Consider the following 22,388-nt stretch of genomic DNA (forward strand, 5'->3'; position numbering starts at 1 on the left):
GTGGAACCGATCACGCGTCGCCGGGCGCTCCAACTCGGCGCTCTCGGTGCGCTCGGTGCCGCGGCCGGCGGGGTGGGCCTGTCCCGGACCGGGCTGCCCTGGACCAACCCGTCCACCTGGTCGTCGACGTCGGAGGGAGCCCGCGTGGAAGCCGTCCCGGGCGGTGAGCTGCTGGAACCCGAGGTGCTGCGAAGCCAGGACGGCGTGCTCCGCGTGGACCTCGTGGCCGAAGCTCGGGTGACCGAGGTCGCCGGGCGGCGGGCACAGGTCCTGACCTACAACGGCACCCTCCCGGGGCAAACCTGGCAGGTGCGGCCCGGGGACCGGCTCGAGGTTCGCCTGCGCAACGAGCTCGACACCGCGACCAACATGCACACTCACGGGCTGGTGGTCTCCCCGCAGGGCAACGGGGACAACCCGTTCATCAGCATCGCACCCGGAGAGAGCTTCGACTACCGCATCGATCTGCCCGAGGACCATCCCACCGGGGTGTTCTGGTACCACCCCCACCGGCACGGCACGGTGGCCGACCAACTCTTCGGGGGCCTGTACGGGGCCATCATCGTCACCGGTGACGAGGTCCCGGTCAGCCGGGACCGCAGCCTCATCGTCTCCGACATCTCCCTGACCACCGACGGGACCATCGCACCGGTGTCCGCGCAGGAAGTGATGATGGGCCGCGAAGGAGACCTGGTCCTGGTCAACGGTCAGCACAAGCCGCGCCTGGCCGCCCGGCCCGGTGAGCGGGAACGGTGGCGAGTGATCAACGCCTGCACCTCCCGCTACCTGCGCCTGGCCCAGCCCGGGCAGGACCTGGAGCTGCTCGGCGTCGACGGCGGTCACGAACCGGCACCCCGGGCGGTGGATGAGGTGTTGCTGGCCCCCGGCAACCGCGCGGACCTGCTCGTGACCATGCGAAACGGGACCAGCGAGCTGCGCACGCTCGGCTACGACCGCGGCGGGATGGGCATGATGGGCGCAGGCATGTCCGGGCCCGTCACCCTGGCCACCCTCGCCGTCACCGGGCAGGACACCGGCACTACCCGCCCGGTCCCCGAGCGCACGGCTGACCCCGACCTGCGCGAGCGGCCCGTGGACCGGCGGCGGGAGATCGCCTTCACCATGACCATGGGCGGAGCGATGATGGGGCCCGGCGGGATGGGCGAGATGATGGACCTCGGGTTCGACGGTCGCGCCTTCGCCGCGGACCGGGTTGACCAGCAGGTCGCGGCCGGTGCGGTGGAGGAATGGACCATCACCAACCCCACCCCGATGGACCACCCCTTCCACCTTCATGTCTGGCCCATGCAGCTCATCGAGACCGACAGAGAACCAGTCCTCGAACCCACCTGGCGGGACGTCGTCAACGTCCCCACCCAAGGGCAGGTCCGTGTCCTGGTCGACTTCAGCCGCCACCCAGGCCGCAGCGTCTACCACTGCCACATCCTCGACCACGAAGACGCCGGCATGATGGCCACCGTCGAGACAGGCTGACCCCCGGCCCCACTGGCCATTCTCGAGAACGCTCGACAAGACAGGGCTGCCACTACGTCGGCACGTTTGATGGCCCCCGTGACCGACTCAGCCGCCACCGTGTACCCACAGAACCCCGCCACATAAGAGCGCAAGCCACAGGCCGTCGGCTCCGATCGTGTCACTTAACCCGTAACATATTCTATGTCACGTAAAGGGTATCCACGGCGGATAAGTGACACGGCGCGGCTGGCGGTGCGGGGCGACCAGTCGCGGGTGAGCATCCGCCACCTCGGAAGGGCGAACCGGCTGGAGTTGGGGTAAGCGGCAAACTCGGGGCAGCGTGAGTACCAAGGGGGCCCTGACATGACAATGCAGCCGACGGAGGCCGCTATCACCGACCGGTCGGCGGGACGAGCGCCGGGCCGTCCACGGCAGACCGACGTCGAGCCCCGCTGCTACGCGGCGGTCCTCGAGCTGTTCGGCCAGCACGGCTGGGCCGGCCTGAGCCTCGACGCGGTCGCCACCCACGCCGGGATCGGGAAGTCCACGATCTACCTGCGCTGGAAGACCAAGCGCGCCCTGCTCCTCGATGCGATTCGCTACTTCGAGACCCGGCGCGAAAACCCCGTCGACGACGGCCAGCCGCTGCGCGAGTACCTCATCGAGTACTGCCTCACCCTAGGGCGCCTGCTGCTGGGCCCGCACGGACCGACGATGCTCCACATCGCTGCCGGTGCGATCACGCACCCGGAGGACTTCCACGAGATCCGGAGAGAGTCGATCACTCGCGGCACGCTCCCAATCGCGGCCCGCATCCTGCGGGCCGTCATCGACGGCGAGCTGCCGGAGGGCACGGACAGCGGCCAGCTGCTCGACATGATCGAGGGCTCACTGGTCTTCCACCTGGTGATCGCACCGCTCGGGGCGACGCGCGAGGAACTGGGGGCGGACCTGGAGCGATACGTCACGACGCTGGTCGACAAGGCGCTACGCACCGCCATTGACTAACTAACCGCCGAACGCCCCGCACCTACAGGGGGATGGGCGACGGCCGCCGGGTCGCCACGACAGGCCGAAGTCGAGCCCCGCAGCTGCGCGGCGGTGCTCGACTTCGGCCAGCACGGCTGGGCCCGGGCGATGTCCGTCTGCGCGGGCGCTTTTTAGTCCCCTCTACTGGAGCTCGTCCTGATCGTGATGTCTGAGTGCACGGCTGGAGGCCGCCACCGGGCGCCGGGCAGCGACCGGAGGGTACGGCAGTCACCTGGACAGGCCTGCTGAAAGGGGTGCAGATGCTTTCAGGCTCCTTTCAGGGGAGAGCAGCACACTGGCGGGGTTCGCATGTAGCGATCACAGTGAAGGTGTTCCCATGGGCCACACCATCCTCAGCCGCTTCTCAGCTGCAGCGGCGGGGTTGTCGATGATGAGCGGCGCATTTCCCGCGGCTGCAGCCAGCCCCGCCACCGTCCCTGCCAGCCATAGCTCCTACGACCGCGAGCACAGCCAGAACGACTGTTGGGACGCCAACTTCTACAAGCACCGCAACCACTGGCACGTGACCTGGGAAGACTCGGACGGCACGCATAACAAGCGCGCCCAGTCCTATCGCGACGCCGTGGGTCAGTTCGCGGACAACTGCGACCGCTACAGCAGCCACCGCGACCACGAGAACGTCCGCGACCGTGGCCGTGACAAGGAGCACGACCGCAGCCGCTAGCTGCAGTTGGCGCCGTACGCATCGGCCCACGATTCCTCGTGCCGCACTCCGTGCTCGGACACTAAGACGACCGTGTTGGTTGGCGCGGTGCGGTCGACGAAGGGCGCGACGGTGGTCCTGATGGTGCGGCGGTAGCAGGGGCGTCGGTGCTGCGCAGGCTGTGATCAGCCCAACCAGGGCTGTCTCGGCTGGCGGTGCATTGGCAGAAGGGTACGCAGCGAGGTTGCCCTGGGCCGATGGATTGTCGTAGCGCCGGAGCGCCGTTCTGCCACGGGCACGTAAAGGGGGGAACCGGCTTCATATTCGCGCTGTACAGCACACAGCCCTGTCCCAGCCGCTGACTCTTCGAGGATGGTTACCTCGTTAGGTAACTGAAACGTCCGTCAGATTCGTTCAGGCTCTGTTCATGGGTGCTACTTCAGGGTTGTGATCGCCCGCATGACCCACAATCCAGGAGGACACTCCCATGCATCGCAAACTCGTCGGCAGCGTGGCTGCCGCTGTCATCGGTCTGGGCATCGTCGGCACCACCGGTACCGCGTTCGCGGCCCCGGCGTCGACCACCGCGGCCCACAGTGCTGTGGCGTTCGGTCATCCCAACGGCGACCACAACGACAAGGACCACAAGCGCCACCACGGCAAGTGGGACAACGAGTGGCACAAGCACGACAACGGCAAGTGGTACGACGAGTGGCACAACCGCGACCACCACGACGATGACGACGACAACGGCCACAACCACCGCGACCACAGGGACAACGACCACCGCGATCATCACCGCGATCACAGGGACAACGACCACCGCGATCACCGCGACCACAGGGACAACGACCACCGCGATCACCGCGATCACAAGGACAACGACCACCGCCACAACAGGAACGACAACCACGATCACAAGAAGCACGATGACGAGAGGAAGCACCACAAGAAGTTCGATGACGACTGACGCCACCTTGCTAGCCCGAATCGAAGGTCTCGGGACGTAGCTACGGCACATTCGCGTTCGAGGGCGGCCCATGCGGTCGCCCTCGAGTGCACTGCGGTTGGCTTACAGGGTGTAAGAGACAATCCTTAGGAGGTTTCATGGATTCGAGTCTTGAAGTGAGTCGCAGCGAAGAACTTCTCGAGAACGGAATTCGCGTTGAGATTCGGCTTGCTGTCAGTTCCTGGCGCGAGTTGTATCGGCGCCTCGCGGACCGCGAGGAGGTGGCTGTCGTGGTCCGTGCCGGCCCAGTTGACGGGCAGGCTGACGGGTTCGTATCGAGCGAGCATCTTAAGCAGCATGTGCTGGCGCCGTTCTCACCTGTTCGGTTGACTGTGACAGCGCGGCAGAACGCACCCGTCGAAGCGTCACCATCTGGGATGCAGGTGGGGCCGTTGCGGTTGGATTTTCGCGGTGGACAGGTGTGGGTGGGTGAGAAGAATGTGAGCGTGACGGCACGGGAACTGGCTGTGCTGGCCTATCTGGCGGACCGTACTGAACGTGCGGTGAGCAAATCCGAACTATTGAGGGACGTCTGGGGGGAAGGCGGGGTCAATCCCAATGCGGTCGAGGTTTGCATCGCAAAGTTGCGTCGCAGGCTGGAGCCATTGGAGGAGATCAGCATCTTGACAGTCAAGGGAGAGGGATACTGTCTCAGCACCTTCGACGCTGCCTGAATCTAATCTGCCTACACAGCGCGGCGTCGTGCCCTCGACGCTTCCGACTATGAAGCCAGGCCCGCCCGGACCCAGCTCTTAGTGGCGCATCTGGGTATCTACGAGCATCGAGCGCATCCACCCTCTCCCGTAGGTGACGAACCGATGCACGGATGGGTTCGTGCACCAGAGTTCGCTATATATGTGAGCGATTGTCATGGGCTGGTGTGCTGTACTGGTCACCTCGAAGTTCGGGTTACCGAACTTTCCGGGGGAGGTGCTGGGTGGCCGCCGCGGGGACGTTGAGCACGACGGGGCGCCGGCGCAGAGTTGTGCCGCTGCTGGGACCGGCATTCGTGGCGGCGATCGCTTATGTGGATCCTGGCAACGTCGCGGCAAATCTCACCGCCGGTGCCCGGTACGGGTTCTTGCTGGTGTGGGTGCTCGTCGTGGCCAACGCGATGGCGGTGCTGGTGCAGTACCAGTCCGCCAAGCTCGGTCTGGTCACCGGGCGCACGTTGCCGGAACTGGTCGGGCAGCGGCTTCGCAGGCCGGCGCGGCTGGCGTTCTGGGGGCAGGCCGAGGTGGTCGCGGCGGCGACAGACCTTGCCGAGGTGATCGGTGGGGCGATCGCCCTGCGCCTGCTGTTCGGCACCCCGCTGCTGCTCGGTGGGGTGATCGTCGGTTGCGTCTCGATGGTGCTCCTGGCGGTCCAGAACCATTTCGGGCAGCGTCACTTCGAAGCGGTCGTCGTGGCACTGCTTAGCGTCATCACGATCGGGTTCGTCGCCGGACTCGTGGTGAACCCGCCGGCCCCCGGCGAGGTGGCCTCGGGGCTGGTTCCTCGGTTTGCCGGCACGGACAGTCTCTTGCTGGCGACGAGCATGCTCGGTGCGACGGTCATGCCGCACGCGATCTACGTCCACTCCGCGCTGACGCGGGACCGGCACGGGTCCGTCGCGGCGCGTGACGGCTACGTGCACCTGGTGCGCGCGAGTCGGTGGGATGTGCTGGGGGCGCTCGGGGTCGCGGGTGCTGTGAATATCGCGATGCTGCTCCTGGCGGCGTCCAGCCTGCGGGGTGTCCCGGGGACGGGCACGATCGAGGGCGCACATGCTGCAGTTGTGTCGAATCTCGGGCCCGCGATCGGGCTCGTCTTCGCGATCGGGCTGCTGGCGTCCGGCCTGGCTTCGACGTCGGTGGGGTGCTATGCCGGTGCGGCGATCATGCAGGGCCTCGTCCACCGGCAGATCCCGCTGCTGCTGCGCCGTCTGATCACGATGATCCCCGCCCTGGCGTTGCTCGCGCTGGGGGCCGACCCGACATGGGCGCTGGTGATCAGTCAGGTGATTCTCAGCTTCGGCATCCCGTTCGCGCTGGTGCCCCTGCTGAGGCTGACCGGTGACCGGGACCTGATGGGGCACGCGGTCAACCGGCGTGTCACCGGGTGGGCGATGACGGCGGTCGTGCTCCTGGTCACGATGCTGAATCTGGCGCTGATCGCCCTGACGCTCACCGGTACCTGAGCCAGTCCCACCCTGGTGCCGTCTCCAGACGGGCCGGGAGTCGTGGCGCTCGTGGTTGTTGGTAGGTGGACACAGGCCGGAGCGGCTGGTGGGAGGTGTGGTCATCGTTGGTCGGTCTGCTGGCGCCGCTCGCGGGGGCTCGGGGGTGGAGGGGGAGAACTGCTGCGGAGGGCCGTGTCGACGGCTGTTTTGAGGAGGCGTTCGAGTGGCCCGCGGCCGAGGAAGTGTCGCCACGACCATGCCCCGATCAGGGCGGTCGCGATGAACCAGATCAGGACTGCGTTCGACTGGGGGTTCCAGACCACGTCGTTGCCGAGCAGAAAGATGGCGAGGATCTGCAGCGAGTACACGGTCAGCGGCATGGCCCCGGCAGCCGCCACGGGGGCGAGCCCACGGGCGAGGTTCCGACCAAGTGTGGTCATCGGGCGGGTCACCAGGAGGCACAGGCCGATGAGGGCCAGGGAGGTGCCGCTGTTCCCGATCACCTCCAGGGTGGAGTTGTCGTGCGCCGCGGCACTGACCAGACGCCTCGCCAGAGGCGCGGCGTCGGGCCCGAGGGAGTCCTGCGCGAGGCGCGAGGTCCCCCACGCGAGGCACGCGAGGACGGTCCCGGCGCCCACCAGGATGGTGTGGGTCCGGACGCGGGACAGGTCGCTGTGGCCCACGGCCATGCCGAGGAGGACGTAGGCGAGGAAGACGAGGGCCGGGTATGGCCCGGTGACGAACTCGTCCATGGGCAGCCGGACCGGGTCAGGCAGGTTGGTGAGGCGGGCGAGGGCGCTGGGCCGGCCGTCGGCGGTCGGGGTGGTGAGAGCGAAGATGACTGTGGGCGAGATCGCCGCGGCAGTGACCGCGCCCACCACCACCCACCTGCGACGCAGCCCCAGGAAGGGGGCGGCGAGGGCGAACAGGACGGCGTACGCCGGCAGGATGACGAGCACCGGTGTGCCCAGGGCGACGAGGAAGACGCCGAGGAGCAGCAGGATCCCGGCACGGACGAACGCTGCAAGGCGCGCCCGGATCAGCGCCACACCCGAGGGGAGGACCTGCCGCCCGCTGGTCAGGGCAAGGGAGACCCCGGCGAGCAACGCGAAGAGGGCGGAGGAGCGCCCGTCCGCGATGACGAACCATTCCGGGTCATGCCTGCCGTCTGGCCCGTCGTCGCCGAGGTGGGCGACGAACATGCCCAGGACCGCCAGACCGCGTGCGACGTCGATACCCACCAGGCGTGGCGGGAGGACCCGGTCGACCGGAGGGCTCACCCCCGCTGCCCCTGCTGCCCTCGGTGGAACGCGGTTGGTGGGCAGACCGTGCGTGACGCGCCCTGAGCCGTCGGTGCTACCCATGGGGCGAGGGTAGGTGTCGTGGAGTCTTGGCCCGGCGAAAGGGTGTCCGGTGAGCGGTGACCGGCGTCACCATAGGGGCAGCAGGCGTCTCGTGCGGACCTGCGAAGGGAGTGGGCGTGGCCGGTCGTCGTCCTCGGGTCTTGTTCGTCGGTGCCCACAACTGTGGTCGTTCCCAGATGGCTGGTGCGTATCTGACTGCCCTGTGCGAGGGGCGGGTGGACGTGCGCACTGCCGGCGCCGAGCCGGCCGACGATGTCGACCCGGTGGTGGGGCTGGTCATGGCCGAGGAGGGCATCGACCTTGGTGCCGTGAGGCCGGGCGCCCTTTCCGCTGCCGACGTCCTGGCGTCCGACGTCGTGATCACCGTGGGCGGCGCGGACGTCTGCCCCTACTTCCATGGCGTGCGGTATCAGGACTGGGAGCTCGAGGACCCGGTCGGCCAGGACGTCGAGCGCGTGCGCACCATTCGTGAGGTGATCCGGCGTCGTGTCGAGGGCCTCCTGACCGACCTTCCCACCCCCGCTCCGTCGGCCCCTCCGCCAGATGCTGCATAGTCTGGCTCTGCCGGAGGACTGTCCAACGCCGTTACGTCCCTGCACGGCTGGCTATCCGATGCCGCTGTAGGAGTGCAGGCTGTTGAAGACGAGGTTGACGAGGAAGTAGTTGCCGAGGATGGCGACGAACCCGGTGATGGAGAGGTAGGCGGCCCGGCGCCCTTCCCAGCCGCGGGTGGCGCGGGCGTGCAGGTAGGCGGCGTAGATGACCCAGATGACGAAGGACCAGGTCTCCTTGGCGTCCCAGCCCCAGGGCCGGCCCCAGGCGTGCTCGGCCCAGATCGCGCCGGCGATGAGGGTGAAGGTCCACATCATGAAGCCGACGGCGTTGAGCCGGAAGGCGAGGCGTTCGAGCTCGACCGAGGAAGGCACCACATCGAGCAGCCGCCCCCACAGACCGTGGGCCCTGGTCTGCGTTTCTGTCCGAGCCAGGGTGGCCGTCACGGTTGCACCGACGGGCTGTGGCGCCGGCGCGGGGGTGGACGGGGGAGTCGCCGCAGCTGTGCGGGCCCGGCGCAGCTCGGCCCGTTCCTGGACGAGCTGGAGGACCGAGAGGGTCGCGGCGATGGAGAAGACACCGACGGCCAGGGTCGCGATGGAGACGTGGATGACGAGCCAGTAGGTCTGCAGGGCCGGTTGGACGCCGTCGGCGCGGACGTAGAGCACGGAGACGGCGATACCGAGCATGAGGAGCACCGGGCCGAGGACGAAGCTGCCGAGGAAGCGCATGTCCCGGCCGCGTTGCAGGGCCAGGAAGATCACCATCGCGACGAGGGTGAAGAGGATGGAGAACTCGTACATGTTGGCCCAGGGCACCCGGGCGGCAGCGATGGCGCGGGTGACGACGCCGAGCAGATGCAGGGCGAAACCGAGCCAGGTAGTGGTCATCGCGATGCCGGCGGCGCGGCGGCGCCGGTCGCCGGGGCCGCGGTCGCGCAGTCCGGAGAGGTCGATGGCAAAGGCGATAAAGCTGACGAGGTAGGCGGCCATCGCGCCGTAGATCAGTATCAGGCTGACCTGGCCCAGGGCAGTCTCGGGCATCGGTGTCCTTTCCGTGCCGGGGTTGTTACCGGCGAAGGGTGGTGGGAGTCGGCTCGGTCGCCGTGCCGTCCCGATCTTGGGCTTCCGGTGCTGTGCCGGGCGGTGGGTCGGCCGGGGTGCCGGCACTGCGGAGCACCCGGGTGAGGTCTCGGACCAGGCCGGGGTCGTCCCCGCGGGCCAGTGCCGCCCCCGCGACGACGGTGCCCCCGTCCGGGGTGTCGGCGAGCTTGACCCACAGGCGCCGGCGGGGCACGAACAGCGAGGCGAACAGGCCGAGCATGGCTGCGACGGAGGAGCCGAGCAGGTAGGGCAGGGAGGGGTCGTGGCGCAGGTCCAGGCCGACGAAGCGCGGGAGGGACTCGAACGTCACGGTCCCGAGCCCTTCGGGCAGCTCGACGCTCTCACCGGGGGTGAGGAACAAGGTGACCGGTTTCTGGCCACCCTCGGCGGAACCGGGGGAGCCGTCAGGCGCCTCCTCGTAGACCTGGCGCATGTCCTCGGTGTCGAGGACGTAGACGTTCTGGGGCACGCCCTCGTCCAGCCCGAGGTCACCGGCCCAGAGGGTGAGCACCATCAACGGCGCGTTGGGTTGGGGGTGGGCGGAGTACGCCCCCGACCCGTCCGGAGCCATCATGGCGGTGGGCAGGAAGGCCCCGGTGAGCCCGAGCTGCTCGCCGCCGCTGACGTCGGGGACCTTGATGACACCCTTGGAGGTGTAGACGGCGTCCTCGGGCAGGAACGGGACCGGCCCGGAGAAGGCGATCTCGCCCGCACCGTCGCGCACGGTGATCCGGGGGGCGAACCCGTTGCCCATCAGGTACACGTTGGCGCCGCCGGCGTTCATGGGGTCGTTGACCTTGATGACCTCCCGCCGGGTCGTGCCGTCCGGCTCGGTCACGCTCACGGTGGCGGCGAAGTCGCGGGCCAGGGCGTCGAGGGTGAACTCTGAGTCGAACTTCTCCAGGGTGAAGGTGAAGGGCTCGAGCGAGTCGGGGTCGAAGAAGGTGCCCGGGTCGAAGGTGTCGTAGTCGACGACGGAGTTGGCGAAGGACTCGCCCTCGACGACGATGAACTGGCCGCGGTAGCTGTAGAGCTGCCCGGCCGCGAGGGCGAGCAGGACGCCGATCAGTGAGAGGTGGAAGACGAGGTTGCCGCTCTCGCGCAGGTACCCGCGTTCGGCGGTGATGCCCTCGGCGGTGACCGCGGCGCGGTAGCGGCCCTTCAGGGCGGCCATGATGCTGGCCTGCACCATCTCGCGGGGCTGAGTGACCGTGCGCTCCTGGCGCACCGGGAACCGTTGGAAGCTCCGGGGCACCCGCGGGGGCTGGGCGCGCAGGGCCCGCCAGTGCACCCGGATGCGCGGCACGATGCACCCGATCAGCGAGGTGAACAGCAGCAGGTACACCGCGGCGAACCAGGGCGAGTTGTACACGTCGAAGAAGCCGAGCCGCTCCAGCCAGGGGGCCAGGCGCGGGTAGGAGGTGAAGTACTCGTCCACCCGGGCCGGGTCCTGCGGCTGCTGGGGGAAGAGCGACCCGGGCAGCGCGGTGATGGCCAGGAGCAGAAGCAGCAGGATCGCGACCCGCATGCTGGTCAGCTGGCGCCACATCCAGCGCAGCCACCCGGCCAGGCCCAGCCGGCTTCCCTGCAGCGGGTCCGCGGCGCCCGGGCGGTAGTCCTGTCCCTGCCCGGCCTTGGAGCTCAGGTTCGTCGCGTCGACCTCAGTGTCCTTCATCGTTCTCACACCAGTGTCTCGAAGTTGGCGACCAGGCCCTGCAGGTAACCCGACAGCAGTCCCCACAGGCCGGTGACCATGGCCAGCCCGAGCGCGACGAGCAGGGCTCCGCCGAGGCGTTGGATGGTCAGCCGGTGACGGCGCAGGAAGCCCAGCACCCGGGTCGATCGCGAGAACGCCATGGCCAGGATCACGAAGGGCACGCCCAGGCCGAGGCTGTAGGCCAGCACCAGGATGGCGCCGCGGGCCGGGTCGGCCTCCCCGAAGGACAGGGTCAGCACCGCGGCGAGGGTCGGTCCCATGCACGGGGCCCACCCGAGCCCGAACACCACCCCGAGCAGCGGGGCACCCCACAGGCCCTGTCGCGGCAGGGTGTGGATACGGGCCTCGCGCTGCAGCACGGGCAGGCGCCCGAGGAACGCCAGCCCCATGACGATCACGAAGACGCCGAGGACCCGTGTGGCGACGTCGAGCCACGGGGCGAGGAGGATCCCCGCCCAGGAGAAGACGACGCCGAGCAGCACGAACACCGCCGTGAAGCCGGCCACGAAGAGCAGGACCCCGGCCAGCAGCTGGGCGGTGCCGGCGCCTCCGGATCGTCGCACGCGGCTCTTCGTGACGGTGCCGCCCGGAAGTGCCGTGGGGGTGGCGCTGCCTGTTGTCGCGCCGGCCATCCCGCCGAGGTAGCCCACGTATCCGGGCAGCAGCGGCAGGACGCACGGGGAGGCGAAGGAGACGAACCCGGCGACGGCCGCGACCGGCAGGGCTGCGAGCATCGGCCCGGTCAGCACGAGGTTCGCGAAGGTGTCACCTATCTGTCCCCAGCTCACTCAGGCCTCCTCGGCGAGGGTGTCGTCGATGAGCCCGCGCAGGATGGTCGGGTCGATCTGGCCGAGAACGCGGGCGGCGACGCGTCCCTGGCGGTCCAGGACCACGGTGGAGGGCATGGCCTGCAGCGGCACCAGCCCCTCGAAGGCGGCGACCCCACGGGCGTCCTGGTCGTGCAGGGAGGGGTAGGGCACCTCGAAGCTGCGCTCGAAGGCCTGGGCCGTGCCGACGTCGTCGCGGGGGTTGATCCCGAGCATCTTCACCCCCTGCGGGGTGTAGTCGGTGTGGATGGCCTTCAGATCGGGGGCCTCCGCCCGGCACGGCGGGCAGGCCGCGTACCAGAAGTTCACCACCACCACATCGCCGCGCCAGTCCGCCAGGTCGAGCTCCTCACCGGTATAGGTGGTCCCGACCAGGGAGATCGGGTCCGCGCGCTGGTCCGGCGCCCAGGTGGCGAAGGTGCCGTCCCCGGCCACGTAGCCGGCATCGGTTCCCGCGGCTGCAGCCGCCGCAGCGGGAGACTGCGGGTTGCTGCCCGGGGCGCAGGCGCCCAGCACGAACGCGGCCGCAGCTCCAAGGCCGCCTCCTATCACGGCACGTCGACTGAGCGACCGCTGCGGCGGGGCATCGCGAGGCGAGGTCGGCTGTTCGGCAGTGTCGTGCATGGTGGTCTTTCGGCTGGGGGCGCCCGGTGGGGGTGTCATCTATCGCTCTCGGTGTGGTGATCGGCGGTGTGCCACCGTTGGGAAAGGGCGGCGGACTGCGGCCTCATACACGGCAGGGCGCCGCATGGTCAACGGTCGGCCGGTCGTGCTCTGCGAGTCGTCATTTCTGGGGATCGGGCTCTGGTTGCTCCTGATCGTCTGCGCCGGGAGTCGGCTGTCCCGAGCGGGCGGCGAGCATGTCGTTGTAGGCGCGCAGCTCGGCGTCGTCGTCGCGCTCTGCCTTGCGGTCGGAGCGGCGGGCGGCCCTGTCGTCCTCCTTCGCCCACGCCAGCGCCACGGCGACGGCCAGGGCAAGGGTGGGGATCTCCCCGATGCCCCAGGTGATCGCTCCGCCGACCTCCTGGTCGGCGAGAAGGTCGCCGCCCCAGCTGACGTCGAGCTGACCGAAGTAGCCGGCCGCCAGCACGGTGGACTGCGTGATCAGGGAGATACCGAAGAAGGCGTGGAAGGCCATGGTGGCGAACAGCAGCAGCAGGCGCAGCGGGTAGGACGGCCGCGTCGGGCCGGGGTCGACACCGATGAGGGCGTTGGCGAAGAGATACCCGGCGGCGGTGAAGTGCACGACCATCAGCAGGTGCCCGACGTGGCTCGTCATGGCGTACTCGAAGAGCGGGGAGTAGTAGAAGACGACCAGCGACCCGGCGAAGTTCACCCCGGCGACCACCGGGTGGGAGAAGAACCTGGCCGGGCGGGAGTGCACCACCGCCAGGAGCCACTCCCGAGGCCCGCGGGAGCCGTCCCTGCGGGCCGGAAGGGCACGCAGGGCCAGGGTTACCGGGGCGGCGAGCACCAGGAAGATGGGCACGACCATGGCCAGCAGCATGTGCTGGACCATGTGGCCGCTGAACTGCACCCTCCCGTAGGCCGCGGGCCCGCCGTTGGTGACCCAGAGGAACAGCAGCAGGCCCACGACCCAGCTGACGGTGCGCGCGGCGGGCCAGGCGTCGCCCCGGCGCCGCAGGCGCCGCACCCAGCGCAGATACACGAACACCCCTGCCAGCGCGGCCAAGGCGAGCAGCGGTTCTGGGCGCCACTGCGTGAGATAGGTCAGCACCGTCGGCGCGGGGGGCTCCGGGTATCCGGTCAGGACGAAGAGCGCTCCGGCGTTGCTGACCGGTTCCAGGGGGTCCGGCGGTGCCGAGGATCCCAGGGCCACGGCGATGCCGACCACCGCACCCATGACGAGGACCTCCACCCCGGCCAGGCGCCAGAAGGCCCAGCCCGCCTTGGCGCCGGCCGCGTCTGCATGGGCGCGGATCGCCGGGATGGTGCTGGTGCGGTGGATCCAGCCGGCCAGACCCAGCGCCAGGGTGAGCACCACCTTGATCAGCAGCAGCTGGCCGTAGGGGTGGGTGATCAGGTCCAGCGGCGTGGTCAGTCGGACCCAGGCGTTCGCGGCCCCGGCGACCGTGGTGATCAGGAAGGCCCACAGCGCGACGCGGGAGTACCGCTCCACCGTGCGCGGAAGAGCGGCGCCGAGCCTGGAGGCGACGAGACACAGCGCGGCCAGGCCGCCGACCCACACGGTGACGCCCCCCAGGTGCAGCCACCACGAGGACACCGCCAGGTCGTGGTTCGCCGCCCCTGCGGCGTGCCCGGTCTGGGCGACCGGGTACAGCGAGACCAGGGCGAGCACGCCCGCCCACGCCACCGCGGCGTAGCTCGTGGTGGCCACGGCCAGCATCGGGATCACCGCGACCAGCAGCGTGGCCAGAGCCAAGTAGCGGCCCACCTCGATCTCGGTGACGAAGTGGACGAGCTGAACGTCGTAACCGGGTCCGCCGATCGGCGTCCCGAGGACCGCCGCATGCGTGAGCAGCAGACCCGCCAGCTGGGCGAGCGCCCACACCACCGCGGCCACCACACCCACCGGCGCGAGGAGACGCCACGCGCCGCCGCCGCCCGGCGTCGCGTTACCTCGGCCCGCTCCGGGGCGAGGCAGCACCAGGGCGCACAGCGTGAATGCACCGATGGTCAGCGTCGCGCCGACCCAGGTGAGCGCGGTGACGAAGGGCAGGCCCCAGCGCACGAGCGGACCGGGATCGAACAGCTCCGGTGGGGCCACGGCACCGGTCAGCGCCAACCCCCCGACCATGGCGACGAGCACCATGGGCAGCGACCCCAGGGGGAACAACCACACCCTTCGCAGCGCGGAGCCACGTTCACCCTCGGGGAAAGATGGCAGGGCGCCCGGGCCTTCGTGCGTCTTCTCCGGCGTACCGGGGGCACGGTCCGCGCCGTCACCGGGGGACGCGGGCGTCTTCATAGGATCACTCACACAGGTGTAGGGACGGTAGGCAGCCGGGGCGATCCGGCGACCGCCGTCTGAGGCAACCGGAACTGCTGGACAGAGCGCCGCCACCGAGAGTCGGGGACCCGTCGAGGGTGCTGCGAGCCACTGCGGTCAGCATCAGGTCGGTTCACTCGTGATCGGTGCGCTGGTCGAGGACCCGTTCCCGTCCGTGGGTCTCCGGGCTGGCGTAGAGCGAGTCGAGGAGGTCCTGGTTGGGCTCGGGGTGGTCGAGGGCGGCCACCTCGGGGTGGTGCAGGTCGAAGGCGGGGCGCTCGGAGCGGATCCGCGGCAGCGAGGTGAAGTTGTGCCGCGGGAACGGGGAGGCCGTGGCCCACTCGAGGGAGTTGCCGAAGCCCCACGGGTCGTCGACGAACACGGTGCGCGGACCGCGCATGGTCTTGTAGACGTTCCACAGGAACGGCAGCGTCGAGACGGCGATGAGCACCGACCCGACCGTGGAGATCTGGTTGTAGAGGGTGAACCCGTCCTCGGGCATGTAGTCGGCGTACCGGCGCGGCATGCCCTGCACGCCCAGCCAGTGCTGCACCAGGAAGGTGGTGTGGAAGCCGATGAACAGGATCCAGAACTGGATCTTGCCGAGCCGCTCGTCGAGCATCCGGCCGGTCCACTTGGGCCACCAGAAGAAGAAGCCCGCGTACATCGCGAAGACGACGGTGCCGAAGACGACGTAGTGGAAGTGGGCCACCACGAAGTAGGTGTCGTGGACCTGGAAGTCCATGGCCGGGCTGGACAGGATCACCCCGGTGAGCCCGCCGAAGAGGAACGTGAACATGAACCCCAGGCAGTACAGCATCGGGGTCTCGAAGGTGAGCTTCCCGCGCCACATCGTGCCGATCCAGTTGAAGAACTTCACGCCCGTGGGGATCGCGATCAGCATCGTCATCAGCGAGAAGAACGACAGCATCACTGCGCCGGTGGTGAACATGTGGTGCGCCCACACGGTCACGGACAGCGCCGCGATGGCGATGGTGGCGAAGACGAGGCCCTTGTAGCCGAAGATCGGCTTGCGGGAGAAGACGGGGATGATCTCGGAGACCACGCCGAAGAACGGCAGGGCGATGATGTAGACCTCGGGGTGGCCGAAGAACCAGAACAGGTGCTGCCACAGCAGCGCCCCGCCGGCCTCGGGGTTGAAGATCTGCCCGCCCAGTATCCGGTCGACCGCCAGGCCGAAGAGGGCGGCGGCCAGGATCGGGAACGCCATGAGCGCGAGGATCGAGGTGATGAGGATGTTCCAGGTGAAGATGGGCATCCGGAACATCGTCATGCCGGGGGCGCGCATCGTGATGATGGTCGCGATGAAGTTCACGGACCCGAAGATCGTGCCGAAGCCGGTCATGATCAGGCCGAGGACCCACAGGTCACCGCCCAGGCCCGGGGAGAACGTCGCGTTGGACAGCGGCGTGTAGGCGGTCCAGCCGAAGCTCGCCGCCCCCTTGGGCGTGAGGAAGCCCGCGATCGTCAGGAGGCCGCCCATGCTGAACAACCAGAAGCTGAACATGTTCAGCCGCGGGTAGGCCACGTCCGGTGCCCCGATCTGGATCGGGACCATGATGTTGCCCAATGCCGTGAACAGCGGTGTGGCGAAGAGGAACATCATGATCGTGCCGTGCATGGTGAACAGCTGGTTGTACTGCTCCTTGGACTGCAGCAGCATCCCCGGCTCGAACAGCTCCGCGCGGACCAGCAGGGCGAGCACGCCGCCAAACATGAAGAAGATGAACGCCGAGACGACGTACATGTAGCCGATCGTCTTGTGATCGGTCGACGTCATCCAGCTGACAATGGTCCGCCCGAGGCTCTGCCGCTGGGGGCGCAGCCCGGGGACGATCCGCGGGCCGGTCTCTACGGTGCTCGCCACTGCTGTACTTCCTTCCGACGAAATTTCCTCGCTCGTCCCCGGCGAACGTCTCCTTGCACGAGACCAGACCGTGGGCCCCCCGCTACCAGGTCAGGTCGTTGCAAGCTCCGTGGTCGGCGGGTTCGACCTGCAAGGTGGCGTGCTCGATCCCGTACCGGTCCCGCAGGACGTCTCGTGCGGCGACGAGGACGGCGGCCTGGTCCGCCCCGTCGGCCGCGACGAGATGAGCGGTGGCGACGTTCATGCCGGACGTCAGCGTCCACAGGTGCAGGTCGTGGACCTGGGCGACCCCATCAAGGTCACCCAGCACGCCGGCCACCGCCTCGGGGTCCATGCCGGCGGGGGCGTGCTGGCCGAGCACACTGAGCACCTGCCGCCCCAGCGAAAGAGCCCGGACGATGACGAAGACCGCGATCAGAGCTGCGACCACCACGTCCCACACCGGCTGGCCGGTGGTCAGGATCAGCACGCCGGCGACCATGACGCCCACCGACCCGGCGGCGTCGGCCACGACCTCGTAGTAGGCGCCCTTGACGTTCAGGCTCTCCTTCGACCCGCTGCGCAGCAGCAGCATCGAGACGACGTTGACGATCAGCCCGATCAGGCCGACGGCGAGCATCGTCCCCGAGGTGACCTCGGGCGCCTCACCGATGCGGCTGACCGCCTCGAGCAGGACGTAGGCGCCCACGCCCAGCATGATCAGCACCGTCAGCCCCGAGGCGAAGACCTCGGCACGGTAGGACCCGTAGGTCCGCCGCCCGGAGGTGTCCGGGCGGGTCGCGATGCGGGTGGCCACCAGGGAGGCGCCCAGCGCCACCACGTCGGCCGCCATGTGGCCGGCGTCGGAGATCAGCGCCAGCGAGCCGGACAGGAAGCCGGCGACGAGCTCGACCAGGAAGAACGTCGCGGTCAGGCCGAACGCGCCCGCCAGGCGGGTGCGGTAGCGCCCGCCGGCGTGCCCGGCCACGGGCGCAGGTCCGTGACTGTGTCCGGTGCCCATCAGGTCCGCTCCTCGTGGCGGGCGTGCTCGCGGGAGAGGTCCAGCAGCATCCGGACGTGCCCGTCGGCGAGCCGGTAGTACACCATCCGGCCGGCGCGGCGGTTGTCGACGACTCCGGCGGTGCGCAGCAGCCGCAGCGAGTGCGAGACCGCGGTCTCGGGGACGTCGACCGAGGCGGCGAGGTCGCACACGCACAGCTCCCCGGCCTCGAGCAGGGCGTACAGGATCCGCGCGCGGCGCGGATCGCCGAGGAGCTTGAACAGGGCAGCCAGCCGCCCCGTCTCGGTCAGGTCGGGGATGTTCTCCCGCGTCAGGGCCACCTTGTCCGGATGAACGGTGATGACCTCGCAGGAGTCCAACGGAGTGACCGCACCCATCAGAACCCTCCACATCTGCACAGTTGTGCAGACGTTACCATCACCTTCTGAGCGGTCTCAAAGCGCTCAGCCGGACGACGGTCCGCCGCGGGCGGCGAGGAGATCGTTCAGCACCGCCAGTTCCGCGGTCTGGGCCTTGACGATGCTGGCCGCCAGGTCCCGGACGGCTTCCTGCTGTGCCTCGTTCGCGGCGTACCCGGCCATCTCGACCCCGCCCTGGTGGTGCGGGATCATGAGCTCGAGGTAGAGCCGTTCGGCGTCGCGCCCGGTGGACGCGGCGAGCTGGTTCAGCTCGTCCTGGCTCGCCATGCCGGGCATGCTGCCGGTGGACTCTGTGGCCTCTGCGCCCTGCGCCTTCATGCTCGCGTGGTCCTGCATCCAGGCCATGGGGGGCTGCTGGGTGGACTGCGGCAGGCCCCACAGCTCGAGCCAGCCGAACATCTGTCCGGCCTGCTGCTGCTGGGTGAGGAGGACGTCGAGGGCGAGGGCGCGGATCTCGGGGTCCTCGGTGCGGTCGCGCACGAGCGCCGACATCTGCACGGCCTGGGCGTGGTGGGCGCCCATGTCCCGGGCGAAGCCCACATCCACGGAGCCGGGACGGGGGACGTCCGGGCCAGCGACCAGCCGTGACCCGGCGACGAGGCCAGTGACCCCGGCGAGAGCGGCGAGCACCAGCGCGAGAGCTACCACCACGGCGCCGGACACGCCCGGCCCGGCGGGCCGAGCGTCGACCCGGCCGGTCGGTTCGACCGTTGGCCGGTCCGTCGTTCCGCTTCGGGACGGGGTCGGCTCGGACATGGTCACGCCGCCGGGGTACCGATGCCGCTGAAGCACGCCGCGCCCGGCTCCGGCGTCTGCTCGCCCTGGAGGTACCGGGCCAGGAAGGCGTCGATGCGCGGGTCGTCGGCATCCTCCACCGAGAGCTGAGCGCCCCAGGCGCTCAGCATGATCGGGGACTCCATGTCCTCGTAGGGACTGACCAGCGCGTACTCCTCGTTCTCCGTCTTGTCCGTCAGCGCCTCGACCTGATCAGCGGGCAGGTCGGGTGAGTAGGCGATCCACACCGCGCCGTGCTCGAGGGAGTGCACGGCGTTCTCGTCCGCCACCGGGTCGGTGTAGACGCCACAGTTCTGCCACGCCTGGTCGTGGTCCCCGCCCGCGGCGGGGGCCATCGGGTAGTCCACGCTTCCGGTGACGTGGTTGGCGCTCAGGTCCTCGAACTCCTCCACCCCTTCGATCGGGGCGTCGGCCGCCGCCTCGACGGCCTCGCGCTGACGGGCGGCCCCCACCAGGGGGATCGCCACCGCGGCGATCAGCCCGAGACTGACCAGGGAGACGGCCGCGATGATCAGGTTCCGATGGCGGCGGTCCTTGCGGGCCTGCTCGGCACGCATTGCGGCGACCCGGGCGGCGCGCTCCTGGGCCTGCTTCTTCTTGGTCACGGTCGTCTGCCTGATCCTCGAAGTTGGTCGTGGGTGAGCGTGCCCTCGGCCGGCGTTGGGCTGTGGGCTGCCCGGGTCACGATAACCCGTTGCCCGACTTCTGAGGTGTGTGTCCCGGACTCGTGTCGGGGTCAGCGACCGGACCGCCAACGCTTGTAGGCCAGGGCCGCCGCGACGGCGAGCACCACGATACCGGCCTGAACGATGAGGATGGTGGTCCAGGAAGGCATCCAGCTGGCCCCGTCCTCCTGCGCGCCGGTGCCGGCGTTCATATCCGGTGTCGTGCTCGCCTCGGGTGTCTGTGCGGACCCTTGGGGGGCAGTGGTGGGCGTGCTCTCCGTGGCGGACTGCGACGGTGTCGCGTCATCGGCGGCTGCGAGCGTGAACGTGTACCTGTCCTCGGTGCGGTGCCCGTCGGAGGAGACGACGGACCAGGTCACGTCGTAGTCGCCGCTCGGCAGGTTCGGCGGCAGGGGGAGTCGGACCGTCTGGCCGTCGACCACGGGGGTGCCCTCGGCCACGACGGCGCCGTCGGCGGCGGTCACGACGATGGTGGTGGGCAGGTCGAGAATCTCGGCGCTGAAAGTCAGGGCCACCTCGGTGGGTGATTCCTCGACGACGGCGTCCTGACCCGGGCTGGCCTCGACGAGCGTGTCGTGCGCACGTGCGCTCGGCGCGGTAACCAACGCCACGACACCAAGAAGCGTCAGGAGGACGAGCCGGGCGGCGAGCGTGCTGAGGCGTCGGACGTGGGCCCCACCGAGGCTCGCGAAGGCGGTGACGGTCATGCAGGCCACCGTAGGCAACGTCTGTCCGAGACCCACAACGCCGGAGCACGCAAGTGGTCAAAATCGCAGCCGTAACGACTGGTCCCCACGTCCTGATCTACTGGGAAAGCTTGCTGACATCGACGGCCCCCTGCTCCTGGAGCCAGGCCAGCGGGTCAGTCGTGGTCAGGTCGTCGTCGGTGTGGAGCTCGAAGTGCAGGTGCGGCCCGGTAGACCGGCCGTTGTTACCCACGCCGGCGATGACGTCGCCGGCCTGGACCTGCTGGCCCACCTCGACGTAGAGGCCGCTGGCGTACATGTGGTTGTACCAGCTGTACACAACTTCGCCGTCGATCTCGTGCTTGAGCACGATGATCATGCTCGACCGGCCGGCCTTTCCGGGGCCGACGTAGTCGACCACGCCGTCGGCCACGGCGTAGATCGGGGTGTCCAGCGGCGCCGCCAGGTCGACCCCGGTGTGGGACGACGACCCGCCGGTGAACGGGTCCGCGCGCCCCCCGTAGGAGGAGGTCTTGCGGAACGCTCCCTGCGGGAGCGGCATGACGATCTTCCTCTCGGGCACCGCCGCGGCCATTGCCCCGTGCGCCCCCTCGACGTTCGCGCCGTCGAGGGCGCCGCGCTCGGCGGCCCGGGACGCCTGCAACGACTCGGCCCGGGCCTGTGCCGTCGGGGTGGCCAGCAGGCTCTGCGGGGTGGGGCTCGACAGCTGGGCCGCGGCAGCCCGGGAGTCGAGGAGGTCCAGCACGTTGGACTGGGTCTGCACGGCCGGTGGCGCCGCCGCCTCGTGCGCGTGGGCGGAATGGTCGGTCCCGTCCAGTCCCAGGACCGGAGCGGCGATCGTCGTCAGCCCCAGCACGGTCAGCACGGCCGCGCGCGGCAGGAGGCGCCGAGGGCGACGCTCAATCTCCTCGCGCGTGACGGGCCGGGAACGCAGATCACGACGAGACCGCGCCGGCAGCTGGGCGACCTCTTCGGTAGGCGAGTCGGCGTCGTCGTCCGTGTGTTGGGCGCGCTGTCCGCTTTCCGTATCGGTCTGTCTCGGCAGCGACCGCACATCCGTGGGCGTCACATGATCGTGCTGAGAAGTGCGGGCGTGCTCGGCCTCGCGGGCGCGCTCTGCCTGACGAATCTGCCGTCGGGTCAGCGGTACCCGGACCTCCTCGGGCACAGCAGCGTCCGACATCAAGCAAAGCCTCCGCGAGAACAGACAGACAGGCCCCGGTCTCGGCACGGGGCCGCAGCAATGCGTCACGAAAGAGTAACGGCCCGGCGGCACCTGGAAAACCACCTCGGCGATCTCGTGACCTCTTCCACACGCCGTTATCTCGAGTGCCGCTTCGCCAGGGACCGGGAAGAGCTGACCGGCGGTGTGTGTCCTGCAGGCGGTTGTGTGTTTCCCTAACCGTCGGTGCGGATTCTCTCCGCCCGATTCGTCACGTCCGGACGGCGGGGTGCCGCCGGGGCAGGAGCCTTGGTTCGCAGTGAGCAGGAATGTGAAGTTCTCGGCCGCGCTGGTCGCGGCCTTCGTCCTCGTCGTCGCCCTGGCGGTGGTGCTGGTCGGCCGCGCGGGCAGTGATCAGACGCCCGACGGCGACAGCGACCAGCCCGTCGCGGTCCCGGTGGTGCGAGAGAGCAGTCACCGACTCTCCACCGCTTCTGACGGTCGGGCCACGCTCGTGGAGTTCCTCGACTTCGAGTGCGAGGCGTGCGGGGCGGCCTACCCCTTCGTCGAGCAGCTCCGCGAGGACTACGCCGGCCGGGTCACCTTTGTCGCCCGCTACTTCCCCCTCCCCGGTCACGCCAACGCGGAGAACGCAGCGCTGGCCGTCGAGGCGGCCGCCCAGCAGGGACAGTTCGAGGCGATGTACCAGCGGATGTATGAGACGCAGCCTGAGCCTGGATCCACCGGTGGTGGGGGCGGGTCGTGAGCGACGGGTGCCGCTCTGACCTGGGACGATGGGACTGCTGAAGGTTCCAAGTCGCCAGTTAGAAGGGCACCCGTCAGGTGCGAGTCTCCCAC

Annotated in this window: 21 protein-coding genes; 8 read left to right on the forward strand and 13 right to left on the reverse strand. The window is 69.3% G+C overall.

The features are described 5' to 3' along the window. The 6 genes from ABD774_RS19505 (at position 1) to ABD774_RS19530 (ending at position 6,357) form a co-directional block, all read left to right on the forward strand. Positions 1–1,494 carry a multicopper oxidase family protein gene (locus ABD774_RS19505; RefSeq protein ID WP_106298884.1) on the forward strand — a complete coding sequence of 498 codons (1,494 nt, stop codon included), beginning with the start codon at positions 1–3 and terminating at the stop codon, positions 1,492–1,494. 345 nt (positions 1,495–1,839) lie between these two features. Beyond that, complete coding sequence (locus ABD774_RS19510; RefSeq protein WP_345045004.1) at positions 1,840–2,484, forward strand: TetR/AcrR family transcriptional regulator; 645 nt, start codon at positions 1,840–1,842, stop codon at positions 2,482–2,484. 358 nt (positions 2,485–2,842) lie between these two features. Next, positions 2,843–3,190, forward strand: a complete 348-nt coding sequence (locus ABD774_RS19515; RefSeq protein ID WP_345045007.1) for a hypothetical protein — start codon at positions 2,843–2,845, stop codon at positions 3,188–3,190. Positions 3,191–3,656: 466 nt separating this feature from the next. Then, positions 3,657–4,139: a hypothetical protein gene (locus ABD774_RS19520; RefSeq protein ID WP_345045009.1), complete on the forward strand. Its 483-nt coding sequence runs from the start codon at positions 3,657–3,659 to the stop codon at positions 4,137–4,139. Positions 4,140–4,276: 137 nt separating this feature from the next. Then, positions 4,277–4,852 carry a winged helix-turn-helix domain-containing protein gene (locus ABD774_RS19525; protein ID WP_345045012.1) on the forward strand — a complete coding sequence of 192 codons (576 nt, stop codon included), beginning with the start codon at positions 4,277–4,279 and terminating at the stop codon, positions 4,850–4,852. Between the two features lie 263 nt (positions 4,853–5,115). Then, on the forward strand, positions 5,116–6,357 hold the full coding sequence (locus ABD774_RS19530) for an Nramp family divalent metal transporter (protein WP_345045014.1): 1,242 nt from the start codon (positions 5,116–5,118) through the stop codon (positions 6,355–6,357). Between the two features lie 101 nt (positions 6,358–6,458). Here the strand turns inward: ABD774_RS19530 and ABD774_RS19535 are convergent, their stop codons facing one another. Beyond that, entirely contained in the window at positions 6,459–7,619 is a 1,161-nt protein-coding gene (locus ABD774_RS19535; RefSeq protein ID WP_345045016.1) for a heparan-alpha-glucosaminide N-acetyltransferase domain-containing protein, read from the reverse strand. Positions 7,620–7,819: 200 nt separating this feature from the next. Here ABD774_RS19535 and ABD774_RS19540 point away from each other — a divergent pair, with 200 nt between their 5' ends. Beyond that, entirely contained in the window at positions 7,820–8,257 is a 438-nt protein-coding gene (locus ABD774_RS19540; protein ID WP_486327349.1) for an arsenate reductase/protein-tyrosine-phosphatase family protein, read from the forward strand. A 51-nt stretch (positions 8,258–8,308) separates the two neighbouring features. On the opposite strand, the gene ccsB is transcribed toward ABD774_RS19540, so the two are convergent. The 12 genes from ccsB to ABD774_RS19600 all read right to left on the reverse strand — a co-directional run bounded on the left by ccsB (position 8,309) and on the right by ABD774_RS19600 (position 21,233). Then, positions 8,309–9,298, reverse strand: a complete 990-nt coding sequence (ccsB, locus tag ABD774_RS19545) for a c-type cytochrome biogenesis protein CcsB (RefSeq protein WP_345045018.1) — start codon at positions 9,296–9,298, stop codon at positions 8,309–8,311. A 25-nt stretch (positions 9,299–9,323) separates the two neighbouring features. Continuing rightward, a complete protein-coding gene (gene resB / locus ABD774_RS19550) occupies positions 9,324–11,033 on the reverse strand; it encodes a cytochrome c biogenesis protein ResB (RefSeq protein ID WP_345045021.1) in 1,710 nt (569 codons plus the stop codon). 5 nt (positions 11,034–11,038) lie between these two features. Continuing rightward, positions 11,039–11,863 (reverse strand): cytochrome c biogenesis CcdA family protein, encoded by an 825-nt coding sequence (locus tag ABD774_RS19555; protein WP_345045023.1) that lies wholly within the window; start codon positions 11,861–11,863, stop codon positions 11,039–11,041. Then, positions 11,864–12,337, reverse strand: a complete 474-nt coding sequence (locus ABD774_RS19560; RefSeq protein WP_345045026.1) for a TlpA family protein disulfide reductase — start codon at positions 12,335–12,337, stop codon at positions 11,864–11,866. 349 nt (positions 12,338–12,686) lie between these two features. Next, positions 12,687–14,726: a bifunctional copper resistance protein CopD/cytochrome c oxidase assembly protein gene (locus ABD774_RS19565; RefSeq protein ID WP_345045028.1), complete on the reverse strand. Its 2,040-nt coding sequence runs from the start codon at positions 14,724–14,726 to the stop codon at positions 12,687–12,689. A 280-nt stretch (positions 14,727–15,006) separates the two neighbouring features. Further along, on the reverse strand, positions 15,007–16,761 hold the full coding sequence (gene ctaD, locus ABD774_RS19570; RefSeq protein ID WP_345045030.1) for an aa3-type cytochrome oxidase subunit I: 1,755 nt from the start codon (positions 16,759–16,761) through the stop codon (positions 15,007–15,009). 82 nt (positions 16,762–16,843) lie between these two features. Beyond that, positions 16,844–17,761 carry a cation diffusion facilitator family transporter gene (locus tag ABD774_RS19575; protein ID WP_345045032.1) on the reverse strand — a complete coding sequence of 306 codons (918 nt, stop codon included), beginning with the start codon at positions 17,759–17,761 and terminating at the stop codon, positions 16,844–16,846. Next, positions 17,761–18,138 (reverse strand): ArsR/SmtB family transcription factor, encoded by a 378-nt coding sequence (locus ABD774_RS19580; RefSeq protein WP_345045035.1) that lies wholly within the window; start codon positions 18,136–18,138, stop codon positions 17,761–17,763. Before ABD774_RS19580 ends, ABD774_RS19575 begins: the two co-directional genes overlap by 1 nt. Before the next feature lie 66 nt (positions 18,139–18,204). Next, positions 18,205–18,936: a DUF305 domain-containing protein gene (locus ABD774_RS19585; protein ID WP_345045052.1), complete on the reverse strand. Its 732-nt coding sequence runs from the start codon at positions 18,934–18,936 to the stop codon at positions 18,205–18,207. A 2-nt stretch (positions 18,937–18,938) separates the two neighbouring features. Continuing rightward, positions 18,939–19,580: a thioredoxin-like domain-containing protein gene (locus tag ABD774_RS19590; protein WP_345045038.1), complete on the reverse strand. Its 642-nt coding sequence runs from the start codon at positions 19,578–19,580 to the stop codon at positions 18,939–18,941. 131 nt (positions 19,581–19,711) lie between these two features. After that, positions 19,712–20,368, reverse strand: a complete 657-nt coding sequence (locus ABD774_RS19595; protein WP_345045040.1) for a copper resistance CopC family protein — start codon at positions 20,366–20,368, stop codon at positions 19,712–19,714. A gap of 97 nt (positions 20,369–20,465) precedes the next feature. Next, a complete protein-coding gene (locus tag ABD774_RS19600; protein ID WP_345045043.1) occupies positions 20,466–21,233 on the reverse strand; it encodes a M23 family metallopeptidase in 768 nt (255 codons plus the stop codon). A 616-nt stretch (positions 21,234–21,849) separates the two neighbouring features. Here ABD774_RS19600 and ABD774_RS19605 point away from each other — a divergent pair. Then, positions 21,850–22,296, forward strand: a complete 447-nt coding sequence (locus ABD774_RS19605) for a DsbA family protein (protein ID WP_345045045.1) — start codon at positions 21,850–21,852, stop codon at positions 22,294–22,296. The last annotated feature ends 92 nt before the right edge of the window (positions 22,297–22,388 follow it).

The organism is Georgenia daeguensis, assembly GCF_039537705.1.
Taxonomy (GTDB): Bacteria; Actinomycetota; Actinomycetes; order Actinomycetales; family Actinomycetaceae; genus Georgenia; species Georgenia daeguensis.